Consider the following 20,518-nt stretch of genomic DNA (forward strand, 5'->3'; position numbering starts at 1 on the left):
CCTCTCCCTACCCGCCTGCCGGGCCGCTCTCCCGGTGGCGCGCGGGGACGGAGCCGGTGCCGGTGGCGAGCGCGAGGGCGATCTCGTCGTCGTAGGGCATCGCGGGCGAACAGGCGAGCCGGCCGGCGACGATCGCGCCCGCCGCGTTGGCGTAGCGCAGCACGTCTTCCAGGTCACGGCCGTCGAGCAGGGCGTGGGCGAGCGCCCCGCCGAAGGCGTCGCCCGCGCCGAGGCCGTTGACCACCTCGACGGGCAGCGGCGGGACCTCGGCCGCGGTGCCGTCGGCGGCCAGCGCGAGGACGCCCTTGGGGCCCTGTTTGACGACGGCGAGCCGCACTCCGGCGGCGAGCAGGGCGCGGGCGGCGGCGTACGGCTCGCGTTCGCCGGTGGCGACCTCGCACTCGTCGGCGTTGCCGACGGCGACGGTGGCGTGCCGCAGGGCCTCCCGGTAGAGCGGGCGGGCCTCGTCGGCCGGTGCGGCGCCGTCCCACAGGGCGGGCCGCCAGTCCAGGTCGAGGACGGTGAGCGCGTCCGGCGCCGCGCCGTCGGCCCGTTCCCGGAGCGCGCCGAGGGTGGCGGCCCGGCTCGGTTCGGCGCTCAGGCCGGTACCGGTCACCCAGAAGGCGCGGGCGGCCCGCAGGGCGGGCAGGTCCAGTTCGTGGAGGTGGATCTCCAGGTCGGGGGCCTTGGGGCGGCGGTAGAAGTGGATCGGGAAGTGGTCGGGCGGGAAGATCTCGCAGAAGGTGACCGGGGTGGGGTACGCGGTCACGTCCGTGACCCAGCGGTCGTCCACCCCGAACGCCCGCAGCTCGCGGTGGAGGTACGTGCCGAACGGATCGGCCCCGGTGCGGCTGACAAGAGCGACGCTCCGTCCCAGGCGGGCGGCGGCGACGGCGACATTGGCCGGGGAGCCGCCGAGGAACTTGCCGAAGCTCTCCACCCGGGCCAGCTCCACCCCGCTCTGCAGCGGGTAGAGGTCCACGCCGAGGCGGCCCATCGTGATCAGGTCGTACGGTCGGTCGTACGGCTCCGCCGTCATGCCACGCACCTCTCCTCGGCCCGCCGGGGCCCACGTCCCAGGTCTATCCACGGCCCTGTGCCCTGTCAACGCCGTGTCCGTGGGCGAGGACGCGGGTCCGGACGGTGTCTTGACGCTCGTCGCGGACCGCCGCCAAGGTTGCATGCATGACCAACCCGACGAACCGGTCGCCGTTGTCCCGTATCCGCATCGGTTCCGCCCCGGACTCCTGGGGCGTGTGGTTTCCCGACGACCCCCTGCAGGTGCCCTGGCAGCGCTTCCTCGACGAGGTGGCGGGCGCCGGATACGAGTGGATCGAGCTCGGCCCGTACGGCTATCTGCCCACCGATCCCGCCGTGCTCGCCGAGGAGACCGCCCGCCGCGGCCTGAAGGTGTCCGCGGCGACGGTGTTCACCGGGCTGCACCACGGCCCGGCGGTGTGGGAGCGGACCTGGGCGCACGTGGCCGAGAACGCGGCCCTGGCCCAGGCGATGGGCGCGGAGCACCTGGTGGTGATCCCCTCCTTCTGGCGGGACGACCGCACCGGCGAGGTCCTGGAGGACCGCACCCTGACGGCCGGGCAGTGGCGGCATCTGACCTCCCTCACCGAGCGCCTCGGCCACGAGGTCCGGGAGCGCTACGGCCTGCGGATCGTCGTCCACCCGCACGCCGACACCCACATCGACGGCGAGGAGAACGTCACCCGCTTCCTGGACGCCACCGATCCAGACCTGGTCGCGCTCTGCCTGGACACCGGCCACTACGCCTACTGCGGCGGGGACAGCGTCAAGCTGATCGAGACCTACGGCGAACGGATCGGCTACCTCCACCTCAAGCAGGTCGACCCGGCGGTCCTCGCCGAGGTGGTCGCCGAGGGGGTGCCGTTCGGCCCGGCGGTGGCGCGCGGTGTGATGGTCGAGCCGCCGTCGGGAGTGCCGGCCCTCGAACCGGTCCTGGCCGCGGCGCAGGCCCTGGACGTCGACCTGTTCGCGATCGTCGAGCAGGACATGTATCCGTGCGATCCGGACAAGCCCTACCCCATCGCGGTCCGCACCCGTCGGTTCCTCCGCTCCTGCGGCGCCTGATGACCTTGCGTCACTTACGTCACGTCCGTAGCTCCTTCGTCACACATATCTCCATTACGCGGGTTTTCCGTCACAGCCGTTCGACAGCCGCTCTCCTCCGGTCCGAAGCGGGCGTTCACCGGGCACAGGCTCAGTGATCACCAGCCAGTGATCGCCAGTGATCACCAGTGACGCCCGGCAGCTCCCCCGACGGCACCCCCGCCGCCGCTGCCGGGCACGCAGGAGAGGTGCCACACATGACGGACAGAAGGCTCTGGTCGTACAAGGACATCGCCGCGCACATCAAGGTGCAGCCGGACACGGTCCGCTCCTATCGGAAGCACGGGCTGCTGCCGGCCCCCGACCACGTCGAGTCGGGCAAGCCCTACTGGTACGCGGACACCATCCGCGCCTGGGTGGCCAGGCGCCCCGGGAACCGGGGCCGCCGGGACTGACCGCTATCGCACCTTCTCGGGCACCCGGTCCGGCCCGGGTGCCTCGGGTATCGCGCCGCCCTCACTGACGCCGAAGCGGTCGTGGAACCGGCGCAGCGGCCCGGGGGCCCACCAGGTGAGGCGCCCGGTCAGCTTCATCACGGAGGGGACGAGCAGGCTGCGGACCACCATGGCGTCCATGAGGACGGCGAGGGCGACGCCGAGGCCGAGCATCTTGGTGTTGGTGACCCGCGAGGTGCCGATGGCCACCATGACCACGGCCAGGATCACGGCGGCCGCGGTGATCAGCCCGCCGGTGCGGCGCAGTCCGAAGCGGACCGCGTGCTCGTGGTCGCCGGTGGCGTCGTACTCCTCCTTGATCCGCGAGAGCAGGAACACCCCGTAGTCCATGGACAGTCCGAAGGCCACGCAGAACATCAGGACGGGCAGGGTGGTCTCGATGTCCCCGGTGGGGGTGAAGCCGAGCAGTCCGGAGAGGTGCCCGTCCTGGAAGACCCAGACGACCGCGCCGAACATGGCCGTGAGGCTGAGCGCGTTGAGCACGACCGCCTGGAGCGGGATCAGGACGCTGCCGGTGAGCAGGAAGACGAGGAGCAGGGTGACGACGGCGATGATGCCGGCCGCCCAGGGCAGCCGCTCCCCTATGGCGTCCTTCGAGTCGACGAGGACGGCCGCCGCTCCGGTGACGGAGGTGTCGAACGGGGCCTCCTGGGCGCGCAGTTCGCCGACCACCCGCTGGGCCTCGGCGCCGACGCCCTCGCCCTCGGGGACGACCGTGAAGTAGGCGTGGGTCCGCTCGCCGGCCGGGGACGTGACCGGCCCGTCGACCCGCGCGACCCCGTCGAGCCGCTCGATCCGCTCCCGGTACCCGGCGTACTGTCCGGGCGTGGCGGTGCCCTCGGCGAGCACGGTGAGCGCACCGCCGGGGCTGCCGGGGAAGCCCTCGCGCAGCTCGTCCTGGACGACGCGGGACTCCGCGCCGGGCGGGAGCTGGCGGTCGTCGGCGGTGCCGAACCGCACGCCGAGGAAGGGCAGTCCGAGCAGGACGAGCCCGGTGGCGGTCGCGACGGCGAACAGCGGTGCCCGCCGCATCACGAGGACCGCCGTCCGCGCCCATCCGGCCCCGCCCTCGGCACGGGCCTCCGCCTCGGCTGCCGTCCCGTCGGCCGTCCGGGCGGTCGCCGTCCCGGCCCGGGGCGCGCGCCGGAAGAGCCGGCGCAGGTCCAGGGCGTTGACCCGGTCGCCGAGCAGCACGAGCGCGGCGGGCAGGAGGATCAGGGCCGCCGCGGCGGCGAGCAGGACGACGGCGATGCCGGCGTAGGCGAAGGAGCGCAGGAAGTACTGCGGGAAGACCAGCATCGCGGCGAGCGAGACGGCGACGGTGAGGGCGGAGAACAGCACGGTCCGCCCGGCGGTGCGCAGGGTGGTGGCGACGGCGGCCCTGGTGTCGGCGCCGGTGGCCAGCTCCTCGCGGAAGCGCCGGACCACGAACAGGGCGTAGTCGATGGCCAGTCCGAGGCCGAGGGCGGTGGTGAGGTTCTGCGCGAAGACGGAGACGTCGGTGAACTCGGTGAGGCCGCGCAGCACGGCGTTGGTGCCGAGGATGGCGACGATGCCGATGCCGAGCGGGAGCAGGGCGGCGACGGCGCTGCCGAAGACCATGACGAGCAGGACGAGGGTGACGGGCAGGGCGATCAGCTCCGCCCTGAGCAGGTCCTCCTGGATGGTGCGCTGCATTTCGTGGCGGACCGCGAGCGGGCCGCCGACGGAGACCTCCACGGGTCCGTGGGTGCCGCGGAACTCGGGGGCGAGGCGCTCCAGGACCTCCCCGGCGGTCTTCTCGTCGCCGTCGATCCGGGCCGCGATCACGGCCTGCCGGCCGTCCTTGGAGCGCAGCGCGGGAGAGCCGGTCCCCCAGTAGGAACCGACGCCGTCGACGTCCGGCCGGGCGTCGAGCCGCTCGGCGAGCCGCCGGGCCTCGGCGGCGACGGCCGGGGAGTCGACGCCGGCGTCACCCGCGTCGACGAGCAGCAGCAGATTGGGCTGGGAGGCGGGGAACTCGCGCTCCAGGACCTCGACCGCGTACGTGGACTCGGCGTCTGGGTCCTCCCAGCCGCCGCTGCCCATCCGGTCGGCGACGCCGCCGCCGGCGAGGACGGCGAGCGCGGTCAGGACGAGGGCGAGGAGCAGCGTCAGGCGCGGCCGGGCCGTCACGAACCTGCTCCAGCCATCGGGCGCACCCCCCGTGGGCTGCGTTTTCTTGACTTCGGCCATGACGCGGTGTCCCCTTCACCGTGACCCGTGCGCACGCTCTCCCGGCGGGGCGCAGGGGTCGCCCATTGCCCCATAGACTGGCAAACACGAGCGATCACTCGCGTTCCTCAAGAATGCGAGCGACCTCTCGCATTTGTCAATCGTGTTCAGAGAGCCGGTGACGACAGCCATGCCCGAAGAACCGAAGCCGCGTCGCCGCCAGGCCCGCGGCGAGCGCCGTATCGCCCAGCTCCTCCAGGCCGCCGCGAACGTCTTCTGCGCCTACGGCTACACCGCGACCAGCACCAACGCGATCGCCCGCGAGGCGAGCGTCTCCCCCGGCACGCTCTACCAGTACTTCCCGAACAAGGAGGCCATCGCGCTGGAGCTGGGCGACCGGCTGCTCGCCGAGATGCGCGAGGCCCACGGCCAGGCGTTCACACCCGAGAACCTCGCCCTTCCCCTCCCCGAGCTCCTCGACGCCGTCCTCGACCCGCTGATCGAGTTCAACTGCCAGAACCCGGCCTTCCTCGCCCTCATGCACGGCTCCGAGGTTCCCGGCCGGATCGCCGAGGAACACGACGCCCTGCACGCCTCGCTGCTCGCCCGGGTCGGCGAGCTGCTCGGCCACTACCTGCCCGGCGGGGACCCGGCCCAGCACGGCCGGATCGCCGACATGACCTTCGCGATCGTGAAGGCGGGACTCGCCCTGATCCTGGCCGCACCCGAGGGGCCCGAGCGGGACGCGGTGATCGCCGAGACGAAGACGGTGCTGCTGCGCTATCTCGACCCGGTCATCGGCCGGGCGCTCACCACGACCCCCGCGCCCGTGACCGACACGTCGGGCGGTCCGGCGCCCGCGACCGCGGCCGGACGGCCGTGACGACGCCCACCCGGGCGCCACGGGTCGGACACCCGTGCAATCGATACCCCCTAGGGGTATAATCTGTGCTAGTACGGCGTACGGCCCCGCGCACCGGCGGGGCCCCGCACCGCAACGCCCCAGAGGAGAACGCCATGACCGCCGAGACGAAGACCGAACTGACCACCGTCTACCAGGTCAAGGGCATGACCTGCGGCCACTGCGAGGGCGCGGTCACGAGCGAGATCTCCGAGATCGACGGCGTCTCCTCGGTCACGGCCGTGGCGGCCACCGGCCAGGTCACCGTCGTGTCCACCGCCCCGCTCGACGAGGAGGCCGTCCGCGCCGCCGTCGACGAGGCCGGTTACGAGCTGGTCGGCCGCGCCTGAGCGTCCGCTCGCCACAGCACCACCGCGGGGCCGTACGGTTGCTGACGTACGGCCCCGCACCCGTTGGGAAACACGATGACCTCCACGATCACCGAGCTGACGATCGGCGGGATGACCTGCGCCTCCTGCGCGGCCCGCGTCGAGAAGAAGCTCAACCGGATGGACGGGGTGACCGCGACCGTCAACTACGCCACCGAGAAGGCGCGCGTCGAACACCCCGCGGAGGTCACGGTCGGCGACCTGATCGCCACCGTCGTCAAAACCGGCTACACCGCCGAGGAGCCCCCGCCGCCGGATCCCGAGCCCGAGAGGGAGCCCAGGGAGCAGGAGGGCGCGGAGTCCGGAGCCGTACGGGAGGAGGATCCGGAGCTCGCCTCGCTGCGGCAGCGGCTCACCGTCTCGGCCGTGCTCGCCCTGCCCGTCGTGCTCCTCGCGATGGTCCCGGCGCTCCAGTTCGACCACTGGCAGTGGCTCTCGCTCACCCTCGCCGCGCCGGTCGTGGTCTGGGGCGGGCTGCCCTTCCACCGCGCCGCCTGGACCAACCTCCGGCACGGCGCCGCCACCATGGACACCCTGGTCTCCGTCGGCACGCTCGCCGCCTTCGGCTGGTCGCTGTGGGCGTTGTTCCTGGGCGACGCCGGCATGCCCGGCATGCGGCACGACGTCGACCTCACCGTCGCCCGTGAGCACGCCGCCGGCACCATCTACCTGGAGGTCGCCGCCGGGGTCGTCACCTTCATCCTGCTCGGCCGCCATCTGGAGGCCCGCGCCAAGCGGAAGGCCGGCGCCGCCCTGCACGCCCTGCTGCGCCTCGGCGCCAAGGACGTGGCCGTCCTGCGCGACGGCACGGAGGTACGCGTTCCGGTGGCCGCCCTCGCGGTCGGCGACCGCTTCGTCGTACGGCCCGGCGAGAAGATCGCCACCGACGGCACCGTCGCCGAGGGCGCCTCCGCCGTCGACGCGTCCCTGCTCACCGGCGAGTCCGTCCCCCTCGACGTCGCCCCCGGCGACCCCGTCACCGGCGGCTGCGTCAACACCTCGGGCCGGCTCGTCGTCGAGGCCACCCGGGTCGGCGCCGACACCCAGCTCGCCCGGATGGCCAAGCTGGTCGAGGACGCCCAGAACGGCAAGGCCGAGGTGCAGCGGCTCGCCGACCGCGTCTCCGCCGTCTTCGTGCCCGTCGTCCTCCTCATCGCCCTCGGCACCCTCGTCGGCTGGCTCCTGCTCACGAGCGACACCACCGCCGCCTTCACGGCCGCCGTCGCCGTCCTGATCATCGCCTGCCCCTGCGCCCTGGGCCTCGCCACGCCGACCGCGCTCATGGTCGGCACCGGCCGCGGCGCCCAGCTCGGCATCCTCATCAAGGGCCCCGAGGTCCTGGAGTCCACCCGCCGCGTGGACACCGTCGTCCTCGACAAGACCGGCACCGTCACCACCGGCCGCATGGAGCTCGTCGGCGTGCACGTGTACGGCGGCGCCTACGGCACCGGGCGCGCCGACGAGAACGAGCTGCTGCGGCTCGCGGGCGCCCTGGAGCACTCCTCCGAGCACCCGGTCGCCCGCGCCGTCGCGGCCGGCGCCGCCGCCCGGGTGGGCGAGCTGCCCGTACCGAAGACCTTCGAGAACGTGCCCGGCCTCGGCGTGCGCGGATCCGTCGACGGCCGTCTGGTGGTCGTCGGACGGGCCGCCCTGCTCGCGGCCGAGGGGATCGAGGTGCCCGGCGCGCCGGGTCCGGGAGTCGTGCACGTCGCCTGGGACGGGCGGGCCCGCGGCACACTGACGGTCGCCGACGCGGTCAAGGAGACCAGCGCGGAGGCGGTCGCCCGGCTGCGCGGGCTCGGCCTGCGGCCGGTGCTGCTCACCGGGGACGGCCGGGCCGTCGCCGAGCAGGTGGCCGCGGAGGTCGGCATCGACGAGGTGATCGCCGAGGTGCTGCCGCAGGAGAAGGTGGACGTGATCCGGCGCCTCCAGGGCGAGGGCCGCACGGTGGCGATGGTCGGCGACGGGGTGAACGACGCCGCGGCCCTGGCCACGGCCGACCTGGGCCTCGCGATGGGCACCGGCACGGACGCCGCCATCGAGGCGGGCGATCTGACCCTGGTCCGCGGGGACCTGCGGGTCGCGGCGGACGCCATCCGGCTCGCCCGGCGGACCCTGGCCACGATCAAGGGCAACCTCGGCTGGGCGTTCGGCTACAACGTGGCCGCGCTGCCGCTCGCCGCGGCCGGTCTGCTCAACCCGATGATCGCCGGGCTCGCGATGGCCTTTTCGTCCGTGTTCGTGGTGACCAACAGCCTGCGGCTGCGCCGCTTCCGCTGAGTGATCGCACGAATTCACCTCCACGTGACGCACAGGACCTTCACAAAGAGACCTAGATCACAGATATTTGGGGGTAACCATCTGGGCTGTTCGCGAGTCTAAGTGGGCGATGCCAAGAACGTCTTGGGGGACGTTCATGGGATGTCTTGGGGGACGTCCCAGGCAAGCGCGGCCGGGGCACGTGCACCGGGGAGCTTTGAGCGGCCCTCCCGTACGTACCCCGGCAGACCGCGCGAGCAGACGCCCGGCCCGGATCCCGTGGGGGGAATCCGCACCGGGGATATGGGAAGCGCCCCGCTCGCCGACCCGTGGGGGGATCGACGGCGGGGCGCTTCCGCTCTACGGCGCCGCGGCCGGCGAGTCGCGTCAGCGGGCCTCGGCCGGGACGAAGTCGCGCTCGACCACACCGGTGTAGATCTGGCGCGGGCGGCCGATGCGGGAACCCGGCTCCTTGATCATCTCGTGCCACTGGGCGATCCAGCCCGGGAGGCGGCCCAGGGCGAACAGCACGGTGAACATCTCGGTCGGGAAGCCCATCGCGCGGTAGATGAGGCCCGTGTAGAAGTCCACGTTCGGGTAGAGGTTGCGCGAGACGAAGTAGTCGTCGGAGAGCGCGTGCTCCTCCAGCTTCAGCGCGATGTCGAGCAGCTCGTCGGACTTGCCGAGCGCCGACAGGACGTCGTGCGCCGCCGCCTTGATGATCTTGGCGCGCGGGTCGAAGGACTTGTACACCCGGTGGCCGAAGCCCATCAGGCGGACGCCGTCCTCCTTGTTCTTCACCTTGTTGATGAAGGAGTCGACGTCGCCGCCGTTGGCCTGGATGCCCTCGAGCATCTCCAGAACCGACTGGTTGGCGCCGCCGTGCAGCGGGCCCCACAGGGCCGAGATGCCGGCGGAGATCGAGGCGAACATGTTCGCCTGCGAGGAGCCGACCAGACGCACGGTGGAGGTCGAACAGTTCTGCTCGTGGTCCGCGTGCAGGATCAGCAGCTTGTCGAGCGCGGAGACCACGACCGGGTCGAGCTCGTACTCCTGGGCCGGGACCGAGAAGGTCATGCGCAGGAAGTTCTCGACGTACCCGAGGTCGTTGCGCGGGTAGACGAAGGGGTGGCCGATCGACTTCTTGTACGCGTACGCCGCGATCGTCGGCAGCTTGGCGAGCAGCCGGATCGTGGAGAGGTGGCGCTGCTTCTCGTCGAACGGGTTGTGGCTGTCCTGGTAGAAGGTGGACAGCGCGGAGACCACGGAGGACAGCATCGCCATCGGGTGCGCGTCCCGCGGGAAGCCGCGGAAGAAGTTCTTGACGTCCTCGTGCACCAGCGTGTGCTGGGTGATCTCGTTCTGGAACGTCGCGAGCTCGTCCGACGTCGGCAGCTCGCCGTTGATCAGCAGGTACGCCACCTCCAGGAAGGTGGACTGCTCGGCCAGCTGCTCGATGGGGTAGCCGCGGTACCGCAGGATGCCCTTCTCGCCGTCCAGGTAGGTGATGGCGGATTTATAGGCGGCGGTGTTGCCGTATCCGCTGTCCAGGGTGACCAGACCGGTCTGGGCTCGGAGCTTCCCGATGTCGAAGCCCTTGTCGCCGACGGTGCTCTCGACCACCGGGTAGGTGTATTCACCGTCCGCGTACCGCAGTACTACAGAGTTGTCGCTCACGTCATCCCTCACCGACGTAGTGCCTCTTCTTCGAGGTGCCCTGACTGTCTCTACCATCCCCCATTTGGCTCAGGAGAGTGCACTCGGGGTCGACCATTGGGCCAATCGGCGGCACTCAGTGCCGCCAACCTGCTCATCCTGCCCCCTTCGCCCCGGTTCCGGAAGTCCTCCGTGATCTTTCACACGAGGGTGCCCCCTGTGAGCCGATGCGCGAGTGCGGTAAAGCGCCGCCCGGCCGAAACCGTACGCACCGCCTGGGCGATCGCCCGGCGGGAGCCCACCAGGACCACGAGCTTCCGGGCCCGGGTGACGGCGGTGTAGAGCAGGTTCCGCTGGAGCATCATCCAGGCACTCATGGTGACCGGGATCACCACCGCCGGATACTCACTGCCCTGCGAACGGTGGATCGTCACCGCGTACGCGTGGGCCAGCTCGTCCAGCTCGTCGAAGTCGTACGGCACCTCCTCGTCCTCGTCGGTGCGCACGACGAGCCGCTGCTCGACGGGGTCGAGGGAGGTCACGACGCCCACCGTGCCGTTGAAGACGCCGTTGGCGCCCTTCTCGTAGTTGTTGCGGATCTGGGTGACCTTGTCGCCGACCCGGAAGACCCGGCCGCCGAAGCGCTTCTCCGGCAGGTCGGGGCGGGCCGGGGTGATCGCCTGCTGGAGCAGCCCGTTGAGCGCGCCGGCGCCGGCCGGGCCCCGGTGCATGGGGGCGAGGACCTGGACGTCCCGGCGCGGGTCGAGCCCGAACTTGGCGGGAATCCGCCGGGCCGCGACCTCGACGGCCACCCGGGCGGCGTCCTCGGTCTCCTCCTCGGCGAAGAGGAAGAAGTCCGGCAGGCCGGTCGTCAGCGGCGGCTCGCCGGCGTTGATCCGGTGCGCGTTGGTGACCACACCGGACTGCTGGGCCTGCCGGAAGATCCGGGTCAGCCGGACGGCCGGGACCGGGCCGCCGGGCGCGAGCAGATCGCCCAGGACCTCGCCGGCGCCGACCGAGGGCAGCTGGTCCACGTCCCCGACCAGGAGCAGATGGGCGCCCGGCGCCACCGCCTTGACCAGCTTGTTCGCGAGCAGCAGGTCCAGCATGGAGGCCTCGTCGACCACCACCAGGTCGGCGTCGAGCGGCCGGTCCCGGTCGTAGGCGGCGTCGCCGCCGGGCTTCAGCTCCAGGAGCCGGTGGACGGTGGAGGCCTCCGCCCCGGTCAGCTCGGCCAGCCGCTTGGCGGCCCGGCCGGTCGGCGCCGCGAGCACCACCTTGGCCCGCTTGGCCCGGGCCAGCTCGACGATCGACCGGACGGTGAACGACTTGCCGCAGCCGGGGCCGCCGGTGAGCACGGCGACCTTACGGGTCAGGGCGAGGCGCACGGCCTCCTCCTGCTCCGGTGCGAGCGAGGCCCCCGTCCGGTCCGCGAGCCAGGCCAGCGCCTTGTCCCAGGCCACGTCCTGGAAGGCCGGCATCCGGTCCTCCTCGGCGCCGAGCAGCCGCCGGATCTGCCCGGCGAGGGACAGCTCGGCCCGGTGGAACGGCACCAGGTACACCGCCGTGACCGGCAGCCCCTCAGGGCCCGGCACCTTCTCCCGTACGACCCCCTCGGGGTCCTCGGCGAGCTCCCCGAGGCAGTCGATGACCAGACCCGTGTCGACCTGGAGCAGCTTGACCGCGTCGGCGATCAGCCGCTCCTCGGGCAGGAAGCAGTGGCCCTGGTCGGTGGACTGCGACAGCGCGTACTGCAGGCCGGCTCTCACCCGGTCGGGACTGTCGTGCGGAATGCCCACGGCCTGGGCGATCCGGTCGGCGGTGAGGAAGCCGATGCCCCAGACGTCGGCGGCGAGCCGGTAGGGCTGGTTCCGCACGACGGAGATCGAGGCGTCCCCGTACTTCTTGTAGATCCGCACGGCGATGGAGGTGGAGACGCCGACGCCCTGGAGGAAGACCATCACCTCCTTGATCGCCTTCTGCTCCTCCCAGGCCGCGCCGATCAGCTTCGTCCGCTTGGGGCCGAGACCGGGCACCTCGATCAGCCGCTCCGGCTCGGTCTCGATGACGTCGAGGGTGTCCGTCCCGAAGTGGTCGACGATCCGCTCGGCTATGCGCGGGCCGATGCCCTTGATGAGGCCGGAGCCGAGATAGCGGCGGATGCCCTGGACGGTGGCGGGCAGGACCGTCGTGTAGTTCTCCACGGTGAACTGCCGCCCGTACTGCGGGTGGGAGCCCCAGCGGCCCTCCATCCGCAGCGACTCCCCCGGCTGGGCGCCCAGCAGCGACCCGACGACCGTGAGGAGGTCACCGGAACCACGGCCGGTGTCGACACGGGCGACCGTGTAGCCGTTCTCCTCGTTGGCATAGGTGATCCGCTCCAGGACACCTTCGAGCACTGCGAGATGGGACATGATCCGACGGTAGCGAAGGGCTCGGACACCGCGCGGCCCCTGTGGACGACCAGCTGTGGACAACGGGGAGCGGCCGGGCGCCTTCCCCGGTCGCCCGCGCTCGGCATGCCGACGGAGGGAGCCGGCCGTAGCGTTTCCGGCATGAGCGAAACCGCACGTGAACCCTCCTTCCAGGACGAGGTCCTGAGCGAGCTCGGCGAGGACCGGCTCCTGGAGATCGCCGACCTGCTCGGCACCGACGCCGAGGGGGCGCAGCGGATCGTCGGCAGCTCGGTCTCGGAGCTCTCCGGGGAACTCCGCTCGGCCGCCGCCGAACCGGTCAGCGCCGACGAGGTGCGCGCCGCCGTCGCCGAGGTCTCCTCCTTCGAACCCCCGCTCCACGGCGTCGCCACGCTCGGCGGGCTGGTCGGCGGCGGGCTGGTCGGCGGCGGCCTGATGGCCGGCGTCCTCGCCAAGCTGGCCAGGCCCGCGGCCGACGCGGTCGCGAAGAGGACCGGCCTGCCGGCCCCGGCCGTCACCCGCGCGGTCGAACTCCTGGTCCCGGTGGTCCTGGCCGTGCTCACCAAGCGGGCCGCGGGCAGGAAGGGCGGCCTCGGGGAGCTCCTGGGCGGCGGCAGGCGCTGAGCCGGCCGCCGGGGAAGGGCCCGTACCCGCCGCGCTCGCGCCTCGTGTTCCCGGCCCTCCTTCCTCGTTGCACCTGGGAAGATCGGCGTGGCAGCATGCAGCGGTGACCGAGAACGGGGAAGAGACACCGAGGCCGCGCCAGGTCTCCAGACTGGCCGAACTGGCGGGGGCCGACACCGCGTTCCGGCCCCCGCCGCGCACCGCACCTAACGTCCGGCCCGACGCGGACGCACACACCGGCGCCACCGCCGGCGCCACCGCCCACGCCACCGCCGGCTCCACCACCGGCACCACGACGACCGGGCCCGAGGGCGGGGCCGGGCACGCGACCGCGAGCGGGACCGGGGACGCGTCCCGGGGCGGTGTCGCGAACGCGGCCGGTCCGCAGGGTCAGCCCGGCGAACCGGTGCTCGACCCCGAGCGGTTCGCCGAGCTGCTCGCCCTGTTCCGGAGCACCGCCGTGCTCGTCCCCTTCGACCCGTACGGCAGCCTGTGGACCGCCGAGCAGAACGGCGTGCGGTGGATCTGCGCCTTCTCCGACGAGCCGGCCCTCGCCCGCTTCGCGTACGCGCAGCAGGACGCCCGACGCGCCTGGGACTACCGGACCGTCCTCGGCTCCCGGCTGCTCGACGAGATGGTGCCGATGCTGCCGGGCCCGGCCGGTGTGGCGCTCGACGCGGGCAGCCCGGACGGCATGCTCTTCCCGCCCGTCCGGGGCATCGTGCCGGACGCGGTGGCGGTGGACACCGAGGGGCACGGGGCGTACGGCGGCGGCGCGGCCATCGGCGGACACGAAGGACCCATCACCCACGGGGGGACGCGATGAGCGGAAGCGATCCGCTGCTGGAGGCACCGACCTGGGCGCTGGTGGAGATCGCCCGCGGCATCGACCTGGCGCACTCCGAGCTGAAGGACCTCGGCATGATCGGCGAGGCCTCGGTCGGCCGCGGCTTCTCCGATCTCGCCCTGACCGGTCTGGAACTGGGCCACGGCGGGCTGACCTCCGAGTTCGAGACCTTCTGCAACCGGTGGGAGTGGGGCGTGCGCGCGCTCACCCTGCGCGGGAACGGCTTCGCGCAGGGAGTGGGCCTGTCGGTGGGGTCGTTCGCCGAGCAGGAGCAGTACGTCAAGGACTCGTTCAAGATCGGCGTGAACGCGCTCAACGGCAACCCGCACCTCTCCGAGGACGAGGTCAAGCAGATGAGCTGGGAGACCATCCGCGACCAGCACATGTGGGACAACGCGGACTGGAGCGGCGAATCGTTCTCGCAGGCCCACCAGGAGGTCAAGCAGACCTGGAAGAACACCGGCTACGACGTCATGGACGCCCAGCTCGACTCGATGGAGCGCTCCGGCCTCGTCGACCCGGCCGTCCGTGACCGGCTGGACGAGCAGCTGAAGCGGGACCTCGACCCGGACCAGGCCACCGTCGACCAGGCGGAGGAGCCGCGCTGGGGAGAGAGGCGCTGATGGGGCTCGGGGGACTCGGAGGACTCGGCGATCTCGTCGACAAGGGCGTGGACCTGGTCGACAAGGGCATCGACAAGGGCAAGGAGGTCGTCGGCGAGGGCGTCGACTACGTCACCGACAAGGCCGGGCAGGGGCTGCGGCACTACGGTTACGACGGAGTGGCCGAGGCCGTCGAGGACTGGGGCGACGAGACCGCGTCCTCCCTGGGCGCGGAAGTCGGCGAGAAGCAGCTCGGGCAGACCGAGGAGGCCGACGAGCTGATCCACGGCAAACCGGACCGGATCACCGCGGCGGTCAAGAACCTGCGCGACTTCAAGCAGGCCTTCGACCTCGTCGGCTCCGGCATGAAGCAGCTCGACGCGAGCCACTGGCACGGGGCCGCCGCCGACGCGTTCCGCAAGCGGTTCGAGACCCTGCCGCTGGACTGGCTGCGCGCCGCCGACGCGTTCGGGGACGCCGCCCAGGCCCTGGAGACGTACGGGAAGACCGTCACCAGCGCCCAGGGCAAGGCCCGCGAGGCGATCGCCCTCTACAAGGAGGCGAAGGAGGACTACGAGCGGGCGGCCGACACGTACGAGAAGAAGGCCAAGGCCTACAACGACGCCCGCACCAGCGACCATCCCCTGCCGCACCCGGGCGAGTTCAGCGACCCGAGCACGGAGAAGCGGCGGCGCGCGCACGAGGTGCTGAACGACGCCCGCAAGGCCCGCAACGAAGCTGCCGAGGCCGCGAAGACGGCGGTCAGGGCGGCGATGGCGCACGCGCCGAAGGAGCCGACCGGCCGGGACAAGCTGAAGTACGAGCTGATGGACCACGGGATGGCCCAGGGCATCGAACTGGCCCATTTCGGCGGCGGCATCATCAAGGGCACGGCCGGGCTGGTCAACTTCGTCCGCTCCGTGAACCCGCTCGACCCGTACAACGTCACCCACCCCGCCGAGTACTACAAGGGCGTCAACATGACGCTCGCCGGTCTCGCGTCCACCGTCGCCAACCCCGACCGCGCGCTGAAGAACGCGTGGGAGGCGGCCAAGGGCGACCCGTCCGAGTTCCTGGGACGACTCGTCCCCGAACTGATCGGCACCAAGGGCGCGGGCCTGGTCCGCGGGGGCCTGCGCGCGGGGCTCAAGGGCGGTCTCGACGTCCCCGGCTCCGGACGCCGGGGACTCGGCGACGGCCTCGACGGTCTGACGAGCCGCGGCTCGGGCGGCGAGATCCCGTCGCACGAGGACGTCAAGCGGGCCATCATCGAGAGCAAGCCGGAGCCCATCAGGGACCGCAAGTGGTCCGACGACGACGGGCGCTACTACGCGAGCCAGGTCCTCAAGGGCGGCCGCGCGGACGGCGAGACGGTGTTCGCCGGGCACGGCTACATGGAGCGCTACGCGGGCGAGACGGTCGTCCCCGAGGGCACGACCATCTCCTTCTACATCCCCCACGCCGAACGGCTCCCCGGGCTCAACGGCGTCGCGGTCGAGGGCGGCTCGTACCCCGGCGGGGCGGTGGAGACCTTCGGTCCGGGCGACCGCATCCCCGACTACACGCTCGCGCCGCCGGAGCCCAAGGGCGGCGGAGGGTTCACGGTGTACGAGAATTCGACCACGGTCGCGAAGCGTACGAATCTGAGCGAACTGCTCAAGGAGAACATGGGCAACGTCCACTGGGCGGCCTGCCGGGAGCTGGAATGAGCGGTGGCGGTGAGGGTCGTGGTGGCGGCGGTACGGACACGGGGACGGGAAGGAACGGCACGGTGAGCACGGACCGGCGGCAGCACGGAGCGACGTGGACGCTGACCTCGGTGGCCCTCGTGGCCAGGGGGCCGGCACTCGACCCGGACGCGCTGACCGCGCGGCTCGCTCCCCTGCGCCCGACCGCGACCCGCCCACCGGGGCCGAGTCGCTGGGGTCCGCCGGACGACGTCGACGGCGAATGGCGGCTGCAGTGCGACGAGCGCACCACGCGGGACTTCGCGGCGCAGCTCGACACGGTGCTGTCGGCGGCCGAGCCGTACGTGGAGCAGTGGCGGGCCCTTGAGGCCGAAGGGGTCTCCGTCGCGCTGGTGGTGAGGGGCTACGTGGACAACGACTCCCAGCTCGCCCTGACCGCCGAGGAGATGCGCCGGGTGGCGCGCCTCGGCCTGCCCCTGACCCTGACCCCCAGCACGAGCGAACGGTGACCGCCATGTGGACCTCGATCACCACCTCCCTCGCCGTCACGGGCCCCGACCTGGACGCCTCGGCCGTCGAGGCCGCCCTCGCCTTCGCCCGGCCGGCGGCGGAGCGCACGGCCGGCCTGTCGGTCCACCACGGTCCGGGCTGGTGGGCCCTCACCGTCGACGAGGCCCTGTCCGCCGACCTGGACGACCAGGTCGCGGCCCTGGCCGCCCTCGTCGAGGGCCGTCCCGACGCCGTCGCCCGGCTGACCGGCACCGGCCACCTCGTCCAGGTCGCGGTCTCGGGCACCGTGGACCGCGGCGGCCCGCTGACCCTGTCCCCGGAGGCGGCCACCCGTCTCGCCGCACTCGCCCTCCCGGTCTCCTTCACGACCCTGACCCCGGACAACACACCGGCGGAGGACCCGCTGGACTGGCTGGCCTGAGCCGGACCGGCCGACTGGAGACGGACCGGCCGGCCCCAGACCGACCGGCCGGCCCGGGTCCGGTCCGCGCGGACGCGCTCGCCGTACGGGTACGGCCGAGTCCGGTCCGCGGGGACGGTCCCGCCGTACGGGTACGCGCGGGCCGTGCCCCCCGCCCGCGAGCCGGCCCGGGGGCGGGAAGCAGCCCGGGGCACGGAGGGCCGCACCCCTCCGTGCCGGGGCCGGGTGCACACGGCCGGCCCCTGGCCCCCGGCCGTGCGGGCTCCGTTGGCGCCGTGCGGCCGGGGGTGGTCGGTGGTCATACCGCCAGGAAGGCCTCGCGGGTCTCCTCCAGGACCTCGGCGCCGTCCCTGGCCCACAGGGCGTCGTTGAAGAGCTCGACCTCGACCGGGCCGGTGTAGCCGGCCTTCTCGACGAGGGCCGCCCACGCCGTGAGGTCGATCGCGCCCGTACCCAACTGGCCCCGGCCGTTGAGGACTCCGGCCGGGAGCGGGGTGGTCCAGTCGGCGAGCTGGAAGGAGTGGATGCGGCCGGCGGCGCCCGCGCGGGCGACCGCCGCCGGGGCGCGCTCGTCCCACCACAGGTGGTAGGTGTCGACGACCACGCCCACCTGCTCGGCCGGGAAGCGTTCGGCGATCTCCAGGGCCTGGTCCAGGGTGGAGACCGCGCAGCGGTCGGAGGCGTACATGGGGTGGAGCGGCTCGATCGCGAGCCGTACGCCCCGCTCCCCCGCGTACGGGGCGAGGACCCCGATCGCGTCGGCGATCAGGGCGCGGGCGGCGGGCAGGTCGCGGCTGCCCGGCGGCAGGCCGCCGGAGACGAGGACGAGGGTGTCGGTGCCGAGGGCCGCCGCCTCGTCGACGGCCGCCCGGTTGTCCTCCTCCCACCCCTCGCGCGTGAAGAAGCCGCCCCGGCACAGGGTGGTGACGGTCAGCTCCGCGTCCCGTACGAGGGCGGCGGCGGCCTCGACGCCGTATTCCCGCACCGGTTCGCGCCACAGGCCGATGCCCGGGATGCCGAGGCGGACGCAGTGGGCGACGAGCTCGGGCAGTGGGAGCTGCTTCACGGTCATCTGGTTGACGCTGAAGCGGTCGGGGTTCACCGGGGGACTCCGTACACCGTGAGGAGGGACCGCATCCGGGACTCGGCGAGCGCCGGGTCGGGGAAAAGGCCGAGGCCGTCGGCGAGTTCGTACGCGCGGGCGAGGTGCGGCAGGGAGCGGGCGGACTGGAGTCCGCCGACCATCGTGAAGTGGTCCTGGTGGCCGGCCAGCCAGGCGAGGAGGACGACGCCCGTCTTGTAGAAGCGGGTCGGCGCCTGGAAGAGGTGCCGGGAGAGCTCGACGGTCGGGTCGAGGAGCGTGCGGAAGCCGTCCCGGTCGCCGGTGTCGAGCACCCGGACGGCCTCGGCGGCCAGCGGGCCCAGCGGGTCGAAGATGCCGAGCAGGGCGTGGCTGAAGCGCCCGCCCGCCGCAGGCTCCTCGCCCGCGATCAGCTCCGGGTAGTGGAAGTCGTCGCCCGTGTAGCAGCGGACGCCCTCGGGGAGGCGGCGGCGCAGGGCGACCTCGCGCCCCGCGTCGAGGAGGGAGACCTTGATGCCGTCGACCTTGTCGGGGTGGGCCTTGATCACGTCGAGGAAGGTGTCCGTCGCCGTGTCGAGGTCGGCCGAGCCCCAGTAGCCCGCGAGGGCCGGGTCGAACATCGGGCCGAGCCAGTGCAGGATCACCGGCTCGCTCGCCTGCCGCAGCAGATGGCCGTAGATCTCCGCGTAGTCCTCGGGGCCCTTCGCCCCGGCGGCCAGCGCGCGCGAGGCCATCAGGATCGCCTGGGCGCCCGACTCCTCGACGACGGCGAGCTGTTCCTCGTACGCCGCGCGGATCTCCGTGAGGTCCGCGCGGGAACCGGCGGTGAGCTGGTCGGTGCCGACGCCGCACGCGATGGTGCCGCCGACCGCCTTCGCCTCGGCGGCGGAGCGGCGGATCAGCTCGGCCGCCCCCGCCCAGTCGAGGCCCATGCCGCGTTGGGCGGTGTCCATCGCCTCGGCGACGCCGAGGCCGTGGGACCACAGGTGGCGGCGGAAGGCGAGGGTGGCGTCCCAGTCGACGGCGGCCGGGGCGTCGGGGGTGGTGTCGGCGTACGGGTCGGCGACGACGTGCGCGGCGGAGAAGACGGTACGGGAGGTGAACGGGCCGCCCGCCGCGAGGGCCAGGGGCTCGGCGCGCGGGTGGTACTCCCGTACGCCTCCGCCCGCCTGGGGCAGCCGGATCACAGGGTCACCTCCGGGACCTCCAGGCGGCGGCCCTCGGCGGCGGAGCGCAGGCCCAGTTCGGCGAGCTGCACTCCGCGCGCGCCGGCGAGCAGGTCCCAGTGGTAGGGCTCGCCGAGGACGACGTGGCGCAGGAAGAGCTCCCACTGGGCCTTGAAGCCGTTGTCGAAGTCGGCGTTGTCCGGGACCTGCTGCCACTGGTCGCGGAAGGGCTCGGTGACGGGGATGTCCGGGTTCCAGACCGGCTTGGGGGTGGCCGAGCGGTGCTGGACGCGGCAGCCGCGCAGGCCGGCGACGGCGGAGCCGTGGGTGCCGTCGACCTGGAACTCGACGAGTTCGTCGCGGTTCACGCGGACCGCCCAGGAGGAGTTGATCTGGGCGACGGCGCCGCCCTCCAGCTGGAAGATGCCGTACGCGGCGTCGTCGGCGGTCGCCTCGTACGGCTTGCCCCGCTCGTCCCAGCGGCGCGGGATGTGGGTGGCGACGTGCGCGGTGACGGAGGTGACCCGGCCGAAGAGCTCGTGGAGCACGTACTCCCAGTGCGGGAACATGTCGACGACGATGCCGCCGCCGTCCTCGGCGCGGTAGTTCCAGCTGGGCCGCTGGGCCTCCTGCCAGTCGCCTTCGAAGACCCAGTAGCCGAACTCGCCGCGCACGGAGAGGATCTCGCCGAAGAAGCCGCCGTCGATCAGCCGCTTCAGCTTGAGCAGGCCGGGGAGGAAGAGCTTGTCCTGCACGACGCCGTGGCGGACGCCGGCGTCGCGGGCGAGGCGGGCGAGGGCGAGGGCGCCGTCGAGGTCGGCGGCGGTGGGCTTCTCGGTGTAGACGTGCTTGCCCGCCGTGATGGCCTTGGTGAGGGCCTCGACGCGGGCGGAGGTGACCTGGGCGTCGAAGTAGACGTCGACGGAGTCGTCGGCGAGGACGGCGTCGAGGTCGGTGGACCACTCGGTCAGTCCGTGGCGCTCGGCGAGGGCGCGCAGGGCGGGCTCGCGGCGGCCGACGAGGACCGGCTCGGGCCACAGGGTGTCGCCGTCGCCGAGGTCGAGTCCGCCCTGTTCGCGCAGGGCGAGGATGGAACGGACGAGGTGCTGGCGGTTGCCCATGCGTCCGGTGACGCCGTTCATGGCGATGCGGACCGTTCTGCGTGTCACG

18 protein-coding genes are annotated in these 20,518 nt (G+C 72.7%); 11 read left to right on the forward strand and 7 right to left on the reverse strand.

Going from position 1 to position 20,518, the window contains the following annotated elements:
* Positions 1-7 precede the first annotated feature (7 nt).
* The gene (gene iolC, locus ABTZ91_RS06155; RefSeq protein WP_352075935.1) at positions 8-1,039 is read right to left on the reverse strand and encodes a 5-dehydro-2-deoxygluconokinase; all 1,032 of its coding nucleotides are present in this window, start codon (positions 1,037-1,039) and stop codon (positions 8-10) included.
* Between the two features lie 146 nt (positions 1,040-1,185).
* Between iolC and ABTZ91_RS06160 the strand changes: the two genes are divergently transcribed.
* Positions 1,186-2,103: a sugar phosphate isomerase/epimerase gene (locus ABTZ91_RS06160; protein WP_352075936.1), complete on the forward strand. Its 918-nt coding sequence runs from the start codon at positions 1,186-1,188 to the stop codon at positions 2,101-2,103.
* Between the two features lie 236 nt (positions 2,104-2,339).
* The gene (locus tag ABTZ91_RS06165) at positions 2,340-2,537 is read left to right on the forward strand and encodes a MarR family transcriptional regulator (protein WP_352075937.1); all 198 of its coding nucleotides are present in this window, start codon (positions 2,340-2,342) and stop codon (positions 2,535-2,537) included.
* Positions 2,538-2,540: 3 nt separating this feature from the next.
* Here the strand turns inward: ABTZ91_RS06165 and ABTZ91_RS06170 are convergent, their stop codons facing one another.
* Positions 2,541-4,811, reverse strand: coding sequence for an MMPL family transporter (locus tag ABTZ91_RS06170; protein ID WP_352075938.1), 2,271 nt, complete (start codon positions 4,809-4,811; stop codon positions 2,541-2,543).
* Between the two features lie 169 nt (positions 4,812-4,980).
* Here ABTZ91_RS06170 and ABTZ91_RS06175 point away from each other — a divergent pair, with 169 nt between their 5' ends.
* The 3 genes from ABTZ91_RS06175 to ABTZ91_RS06185 all read left to right on the forward strand — a co-directional run bounded on the left by ABTZ91_RS06175 (position 4,981) and on the right by ABTZ91_RS06185 (position 8,360).
* Positions 4,981-5,673 carry a TetR/AcrR family transcriptional regulator gene (locus ABTZ91_RS06175; protein ID WP_352075939.1) on the forward strand — a complete coding sequence of 231 codons (693 nt, stop codon included), beginning with the start codon at positions 4,981-4,983 and terminating at the stop codon, positions 5,671-5,673.
* Between the two features lie 134 nt (positions 5,674-5,807).
* The gene (locus tag ABTZ91_RS06180) at positions 5,808-6,041 is read left to right on the forward strand and encodes a heavy-metal-associated domain-containing protein (RefSeq protein WP_352075940.1); all 234 of its coding nucleotides are present in this window, start codon (positions 5,808-5,810) and stop codon (positions 6,039-6,041) included.
* 75 nt (positions 6,042-6,116) lie between these two features.
* Positions 6,117-8,360: a heavy metal translocating P-type ATPase gene (locus ABTZ91_RS06185; RefSeq protein ID WP_352075941.1), complete on the forward strand. Its 2,244-nt coding sequence runs from the start codon at positions 6,117-6,119 to the stop codon at positions 8,358-8,360.
* 366 nt (positions 8,361-8,726) lie between these two features.
* Here ABTZ91_RS06185 and ABTZ91_RS06190 read toward each other — a convergent pair whose 3' ends face one another.
* Both ABTZ91_RS06190 and ABTZ91_RS06195 read right to left on the reverse strand, forming a co-directional pair.
* Positions 8,727-10,016 carry a citrate synthase gene (locus tag ABTZ91_RS06190; RefSeq protein WP_352075942.1) on the reverse strand — a complete coding sequence of 430 codons (1,290 nt, stop codon included), beginning with the start codon at positions 10,014-10,016 and terminating at the stop codon, positions 8,727-8,729.
* A 179-nt stretch (positions 10,017-10,195) separates the two neighbouring features.
* On the reverse strand, positions 10,196-12,409 hold the full coding sequence (locus ABTZ91_RS06195; protein WP_352075943.1) for an ATP-dependent RecD-like DNA helicase: 2,214 nt from the start codon (positions 12,407-12,409) through the stop codon (positions 10,196-10,198).
* A 141-nt stretch (positions 12,410-12,550) separates the two neighbouring features.
* On the opposite strand from ABTZ91_RS06195, the gene ABTZ91_RS06200 reads away from it, so the two are divergent.
* The 6 genes from ABTZ91_RS06200 (at position 12,551) to ABTZ91_RS06225 (ending at position 17,101) form a co-directional block, all read left to right on the forward strand.
* Positions 12,551-13,033 carry a DUF937 domain-containing protein gene (locus ABTZ91_RS06200; RefSeq protein ID WP_352075944.1) on the forward strand — a complete coding sequence of 161 codons (483 nt, stop codon included), beginning with the start codon at positions 12,551-12,553 and terminating at the stop codon, positions 13,031-13,033.
* A gap of 406 nt (positions 13,034-13,439) precedes the next feature.
* Positions 13,440-13,859, forward strand: a complete 420-nt coding sequence (locus ABTZ91_RS06205) for an SseB family protein (protein WP_352076049.1) — start codon at positions 13,440-13,442, stop codon at positions 13,857-13,859.
* Positions 13,856-14,503 (forward strand): hypothetical protein, encoded by a 648-nt coding sequence (locus tag ABTZ91_RS06210; protein WP_352075945.1) that lies wholly within the window; start codon positions 13,856-13,858, stop codon positions 14,501-14,503. The genes ABTZ91_RS06205 and ABTZ91_RS06210 overlap by 4 nt, the downstream gene beginning before the upstream one ends.
* On the forward strand, positions 14,503-16,191 hold the full coding sequence (locus tag ABTZ91_RS06215; RefSeq protein WP_352075946.1) for a putative T7SS-secreted protein: 1,689 nt from the start codon (positions 14,503-14,505) through the stop codon (positions 16,189-16,191). Before ABTZ91_RS06210 ends, ABTZ91_RS06215 begins: the two co-directional genes overlap by 1 nt.
* A 62-nt stretch (positions 16,192-16,253) precedes the next feature.
* The gene (locus ABTZ91_RS06220; RefSeq protein WP_352075947.1) at positions 16,254-16,679 is read left to right on the forward strand and encodes a DUF4279 domain-containing protein; all 426 of its coding nucleotides are present in this window, start codon (positions 16,254-16,256) and stop codon (positions 16,677-16,679) included.
* A gap of 5 nt (positions 16,680-16,684) precedes the next feature.
* Complete coding sequence (locus tag ABTZ91_RS06225) at positions 16,685-17,101, forward strand: hypothetical protein (RefSeq protein WP_352075948.1); 417 nt, start codon at positions 16,685-16,687, stop codon at positions 17,099-17,101.
* 298 nt (positions 17,102-17,399) lie between these two features.
* On the opposite strand, the gene ABTZ91_RS06230 is transcribed toward ABTZ91_RS06225, so the two are convergent.
* From ABTZ91_RS06230 to ABTZ91_RS06240, 3 genes are read right to left on the reverse strand one after another with little or no spacing between them, the layout of a single operon-like run.
* Positions 17,400-18,203 (reverse strand): sugar phosphate isomerase/epimerase family protein, encoded by an 804-nt coding sequence (locus ABTZ91_RS06230; protein WP_407077899.1) that lies wholly within the window; start codon positions 18,201-18,203, stop codon positions 17,400-17,402.
* Positions 18,200-19,369: a dihydrodipicolinate synthase family protein gene (locus ABTZ91_RS06235; RefSeq protein ID WP_352075949.1), complete on the reverse strand. Its 1,170-nt coding sequence runs from the start codon at positions 19,367-19,369 to the stop codon at positions 18,200-18,202. Before ABTZ91_RS06235 ends, ABTZ91_RS06230 begins: the two co-directional genes overlap by 4 nt.
* Positions 19,366-20,517: a Gfo/Idh/MocA family oxidoreductase gene (locus ABTZ91_RS06240; RefSeq protein WP_352075950.1), complete on the reverse strand. Its 1,152-nt coding sequence runs from the start codon at positions 20,515-20,517 to the stop codon at positions 19,366-19,368. The genes ABTZ91_RS06235 and ABTZ91_RS06240 overlap by 4 nt, the downstream gene beginning before the upstream one ends.
* Position 20,518: the final 1 nt, after the last annotated feature.

This window comes from Streptomyces sp. NPDC126499 (genome assembly GCF_040302485.1).
GTDB lineage: Bacteria > Actinomycetota > Actinomycetes > Streptomycetales > Streptomycetaceae > Streptomyces.

What these genes read in the sequence shown, in the direction of transcription:
- iolC (WP_352075935.1), bottom strand. Translation starts at nt 1,039, where the DNA reads ATGACGGCGGAGCCGTACGACCGACCGTACGACCTGATCACGATGGGC.
- ABTZ91_RS06160 (WP_352075936.1), top strand. Translation starts at nt 1,186, where the DNA reads ATGACCAACCCGACGAACCGGTCGCCGTTGTCCCGTATCCGCATCGGT.
- ABTZ91_RS06165 (WP_352075937.1), top strand. Translation starts at nt 2,340, where the DNA reads ATGACGGACAGAAGGCTCTGGTCGTACAAGGACATCGCCGCGCACATC.
- ABTZ91_RS06170 (WP_352075938.1), bottom strand. Translation starts at nt 4,811, where the DNA reads ATGGCCGAAGTCAAGAAAACGCAGCCCACGGGGGGTGCGCCCGATGGC.
- ABTZ91_RS06175 (WP_352075939.1), top strand. Translation starts at nt 4,981, where the DNA reads ATGCCCGAAGAACCGAAGCCGCGTCGCCGCCAGGCCCGCGGCGAGCGC.
- ABTZ91_RS06180 (WP_352075940.1), top strand. Translation starts at nt 5,808, where the DNA reads ATGACCGCCGAGACGAAGACCGAACTGACCACCGTCTACCAGGTCAAG.
- ABTZ91_RS06185 (WP_352075941.1), top strand. Translation starts at nt 6,117, where the DNA reads ATGACCTCCACGATCACCGAGCTGACGATCGGCGGGATGACCTGCGCC.
- ABTZ91_RS06195 (WP_352075943.1), bottom strand. Translation starts at nt 12,409, where the DNA reads ATGTCCCATCTCGCAGTGCTCGAAGGTGTCCTGGAGCGGATCACCTAT.
- ABTZ91_RS06200 (WP_352075944.1), top strand. Translation starts at nt 12,551, where the DNA reads ATGAGCGAAACCGCACGTGAACCCTCCTTCCAGGACGAGGTCCTGAGC.
- ABTZ91_RS06210 (WP_352075945.1), top strand. Translation starts at nt 13,856, where the DNA reads ATGAGCGGAAGCGATCCGCTGCTGGAGGCACCGACCTGGGCGCTGGTG.
- ABTZ91_RS06215 (WP_352075946.1), top strand. Translation starts at nt 14,503, where the DNA reads ATGGGGCTCGGGGGACTCGGAGGACTCGGCGATCTCGTCGACAAGGGC.
- ABTZ91_RS06225 (WP_352075948.1), top strand. Translation starts at nt 16,685, where the DNA reads ATGTGGACCTCGATCACCACCTCCCTCGCCGTCACGGGCCCCGACCTG.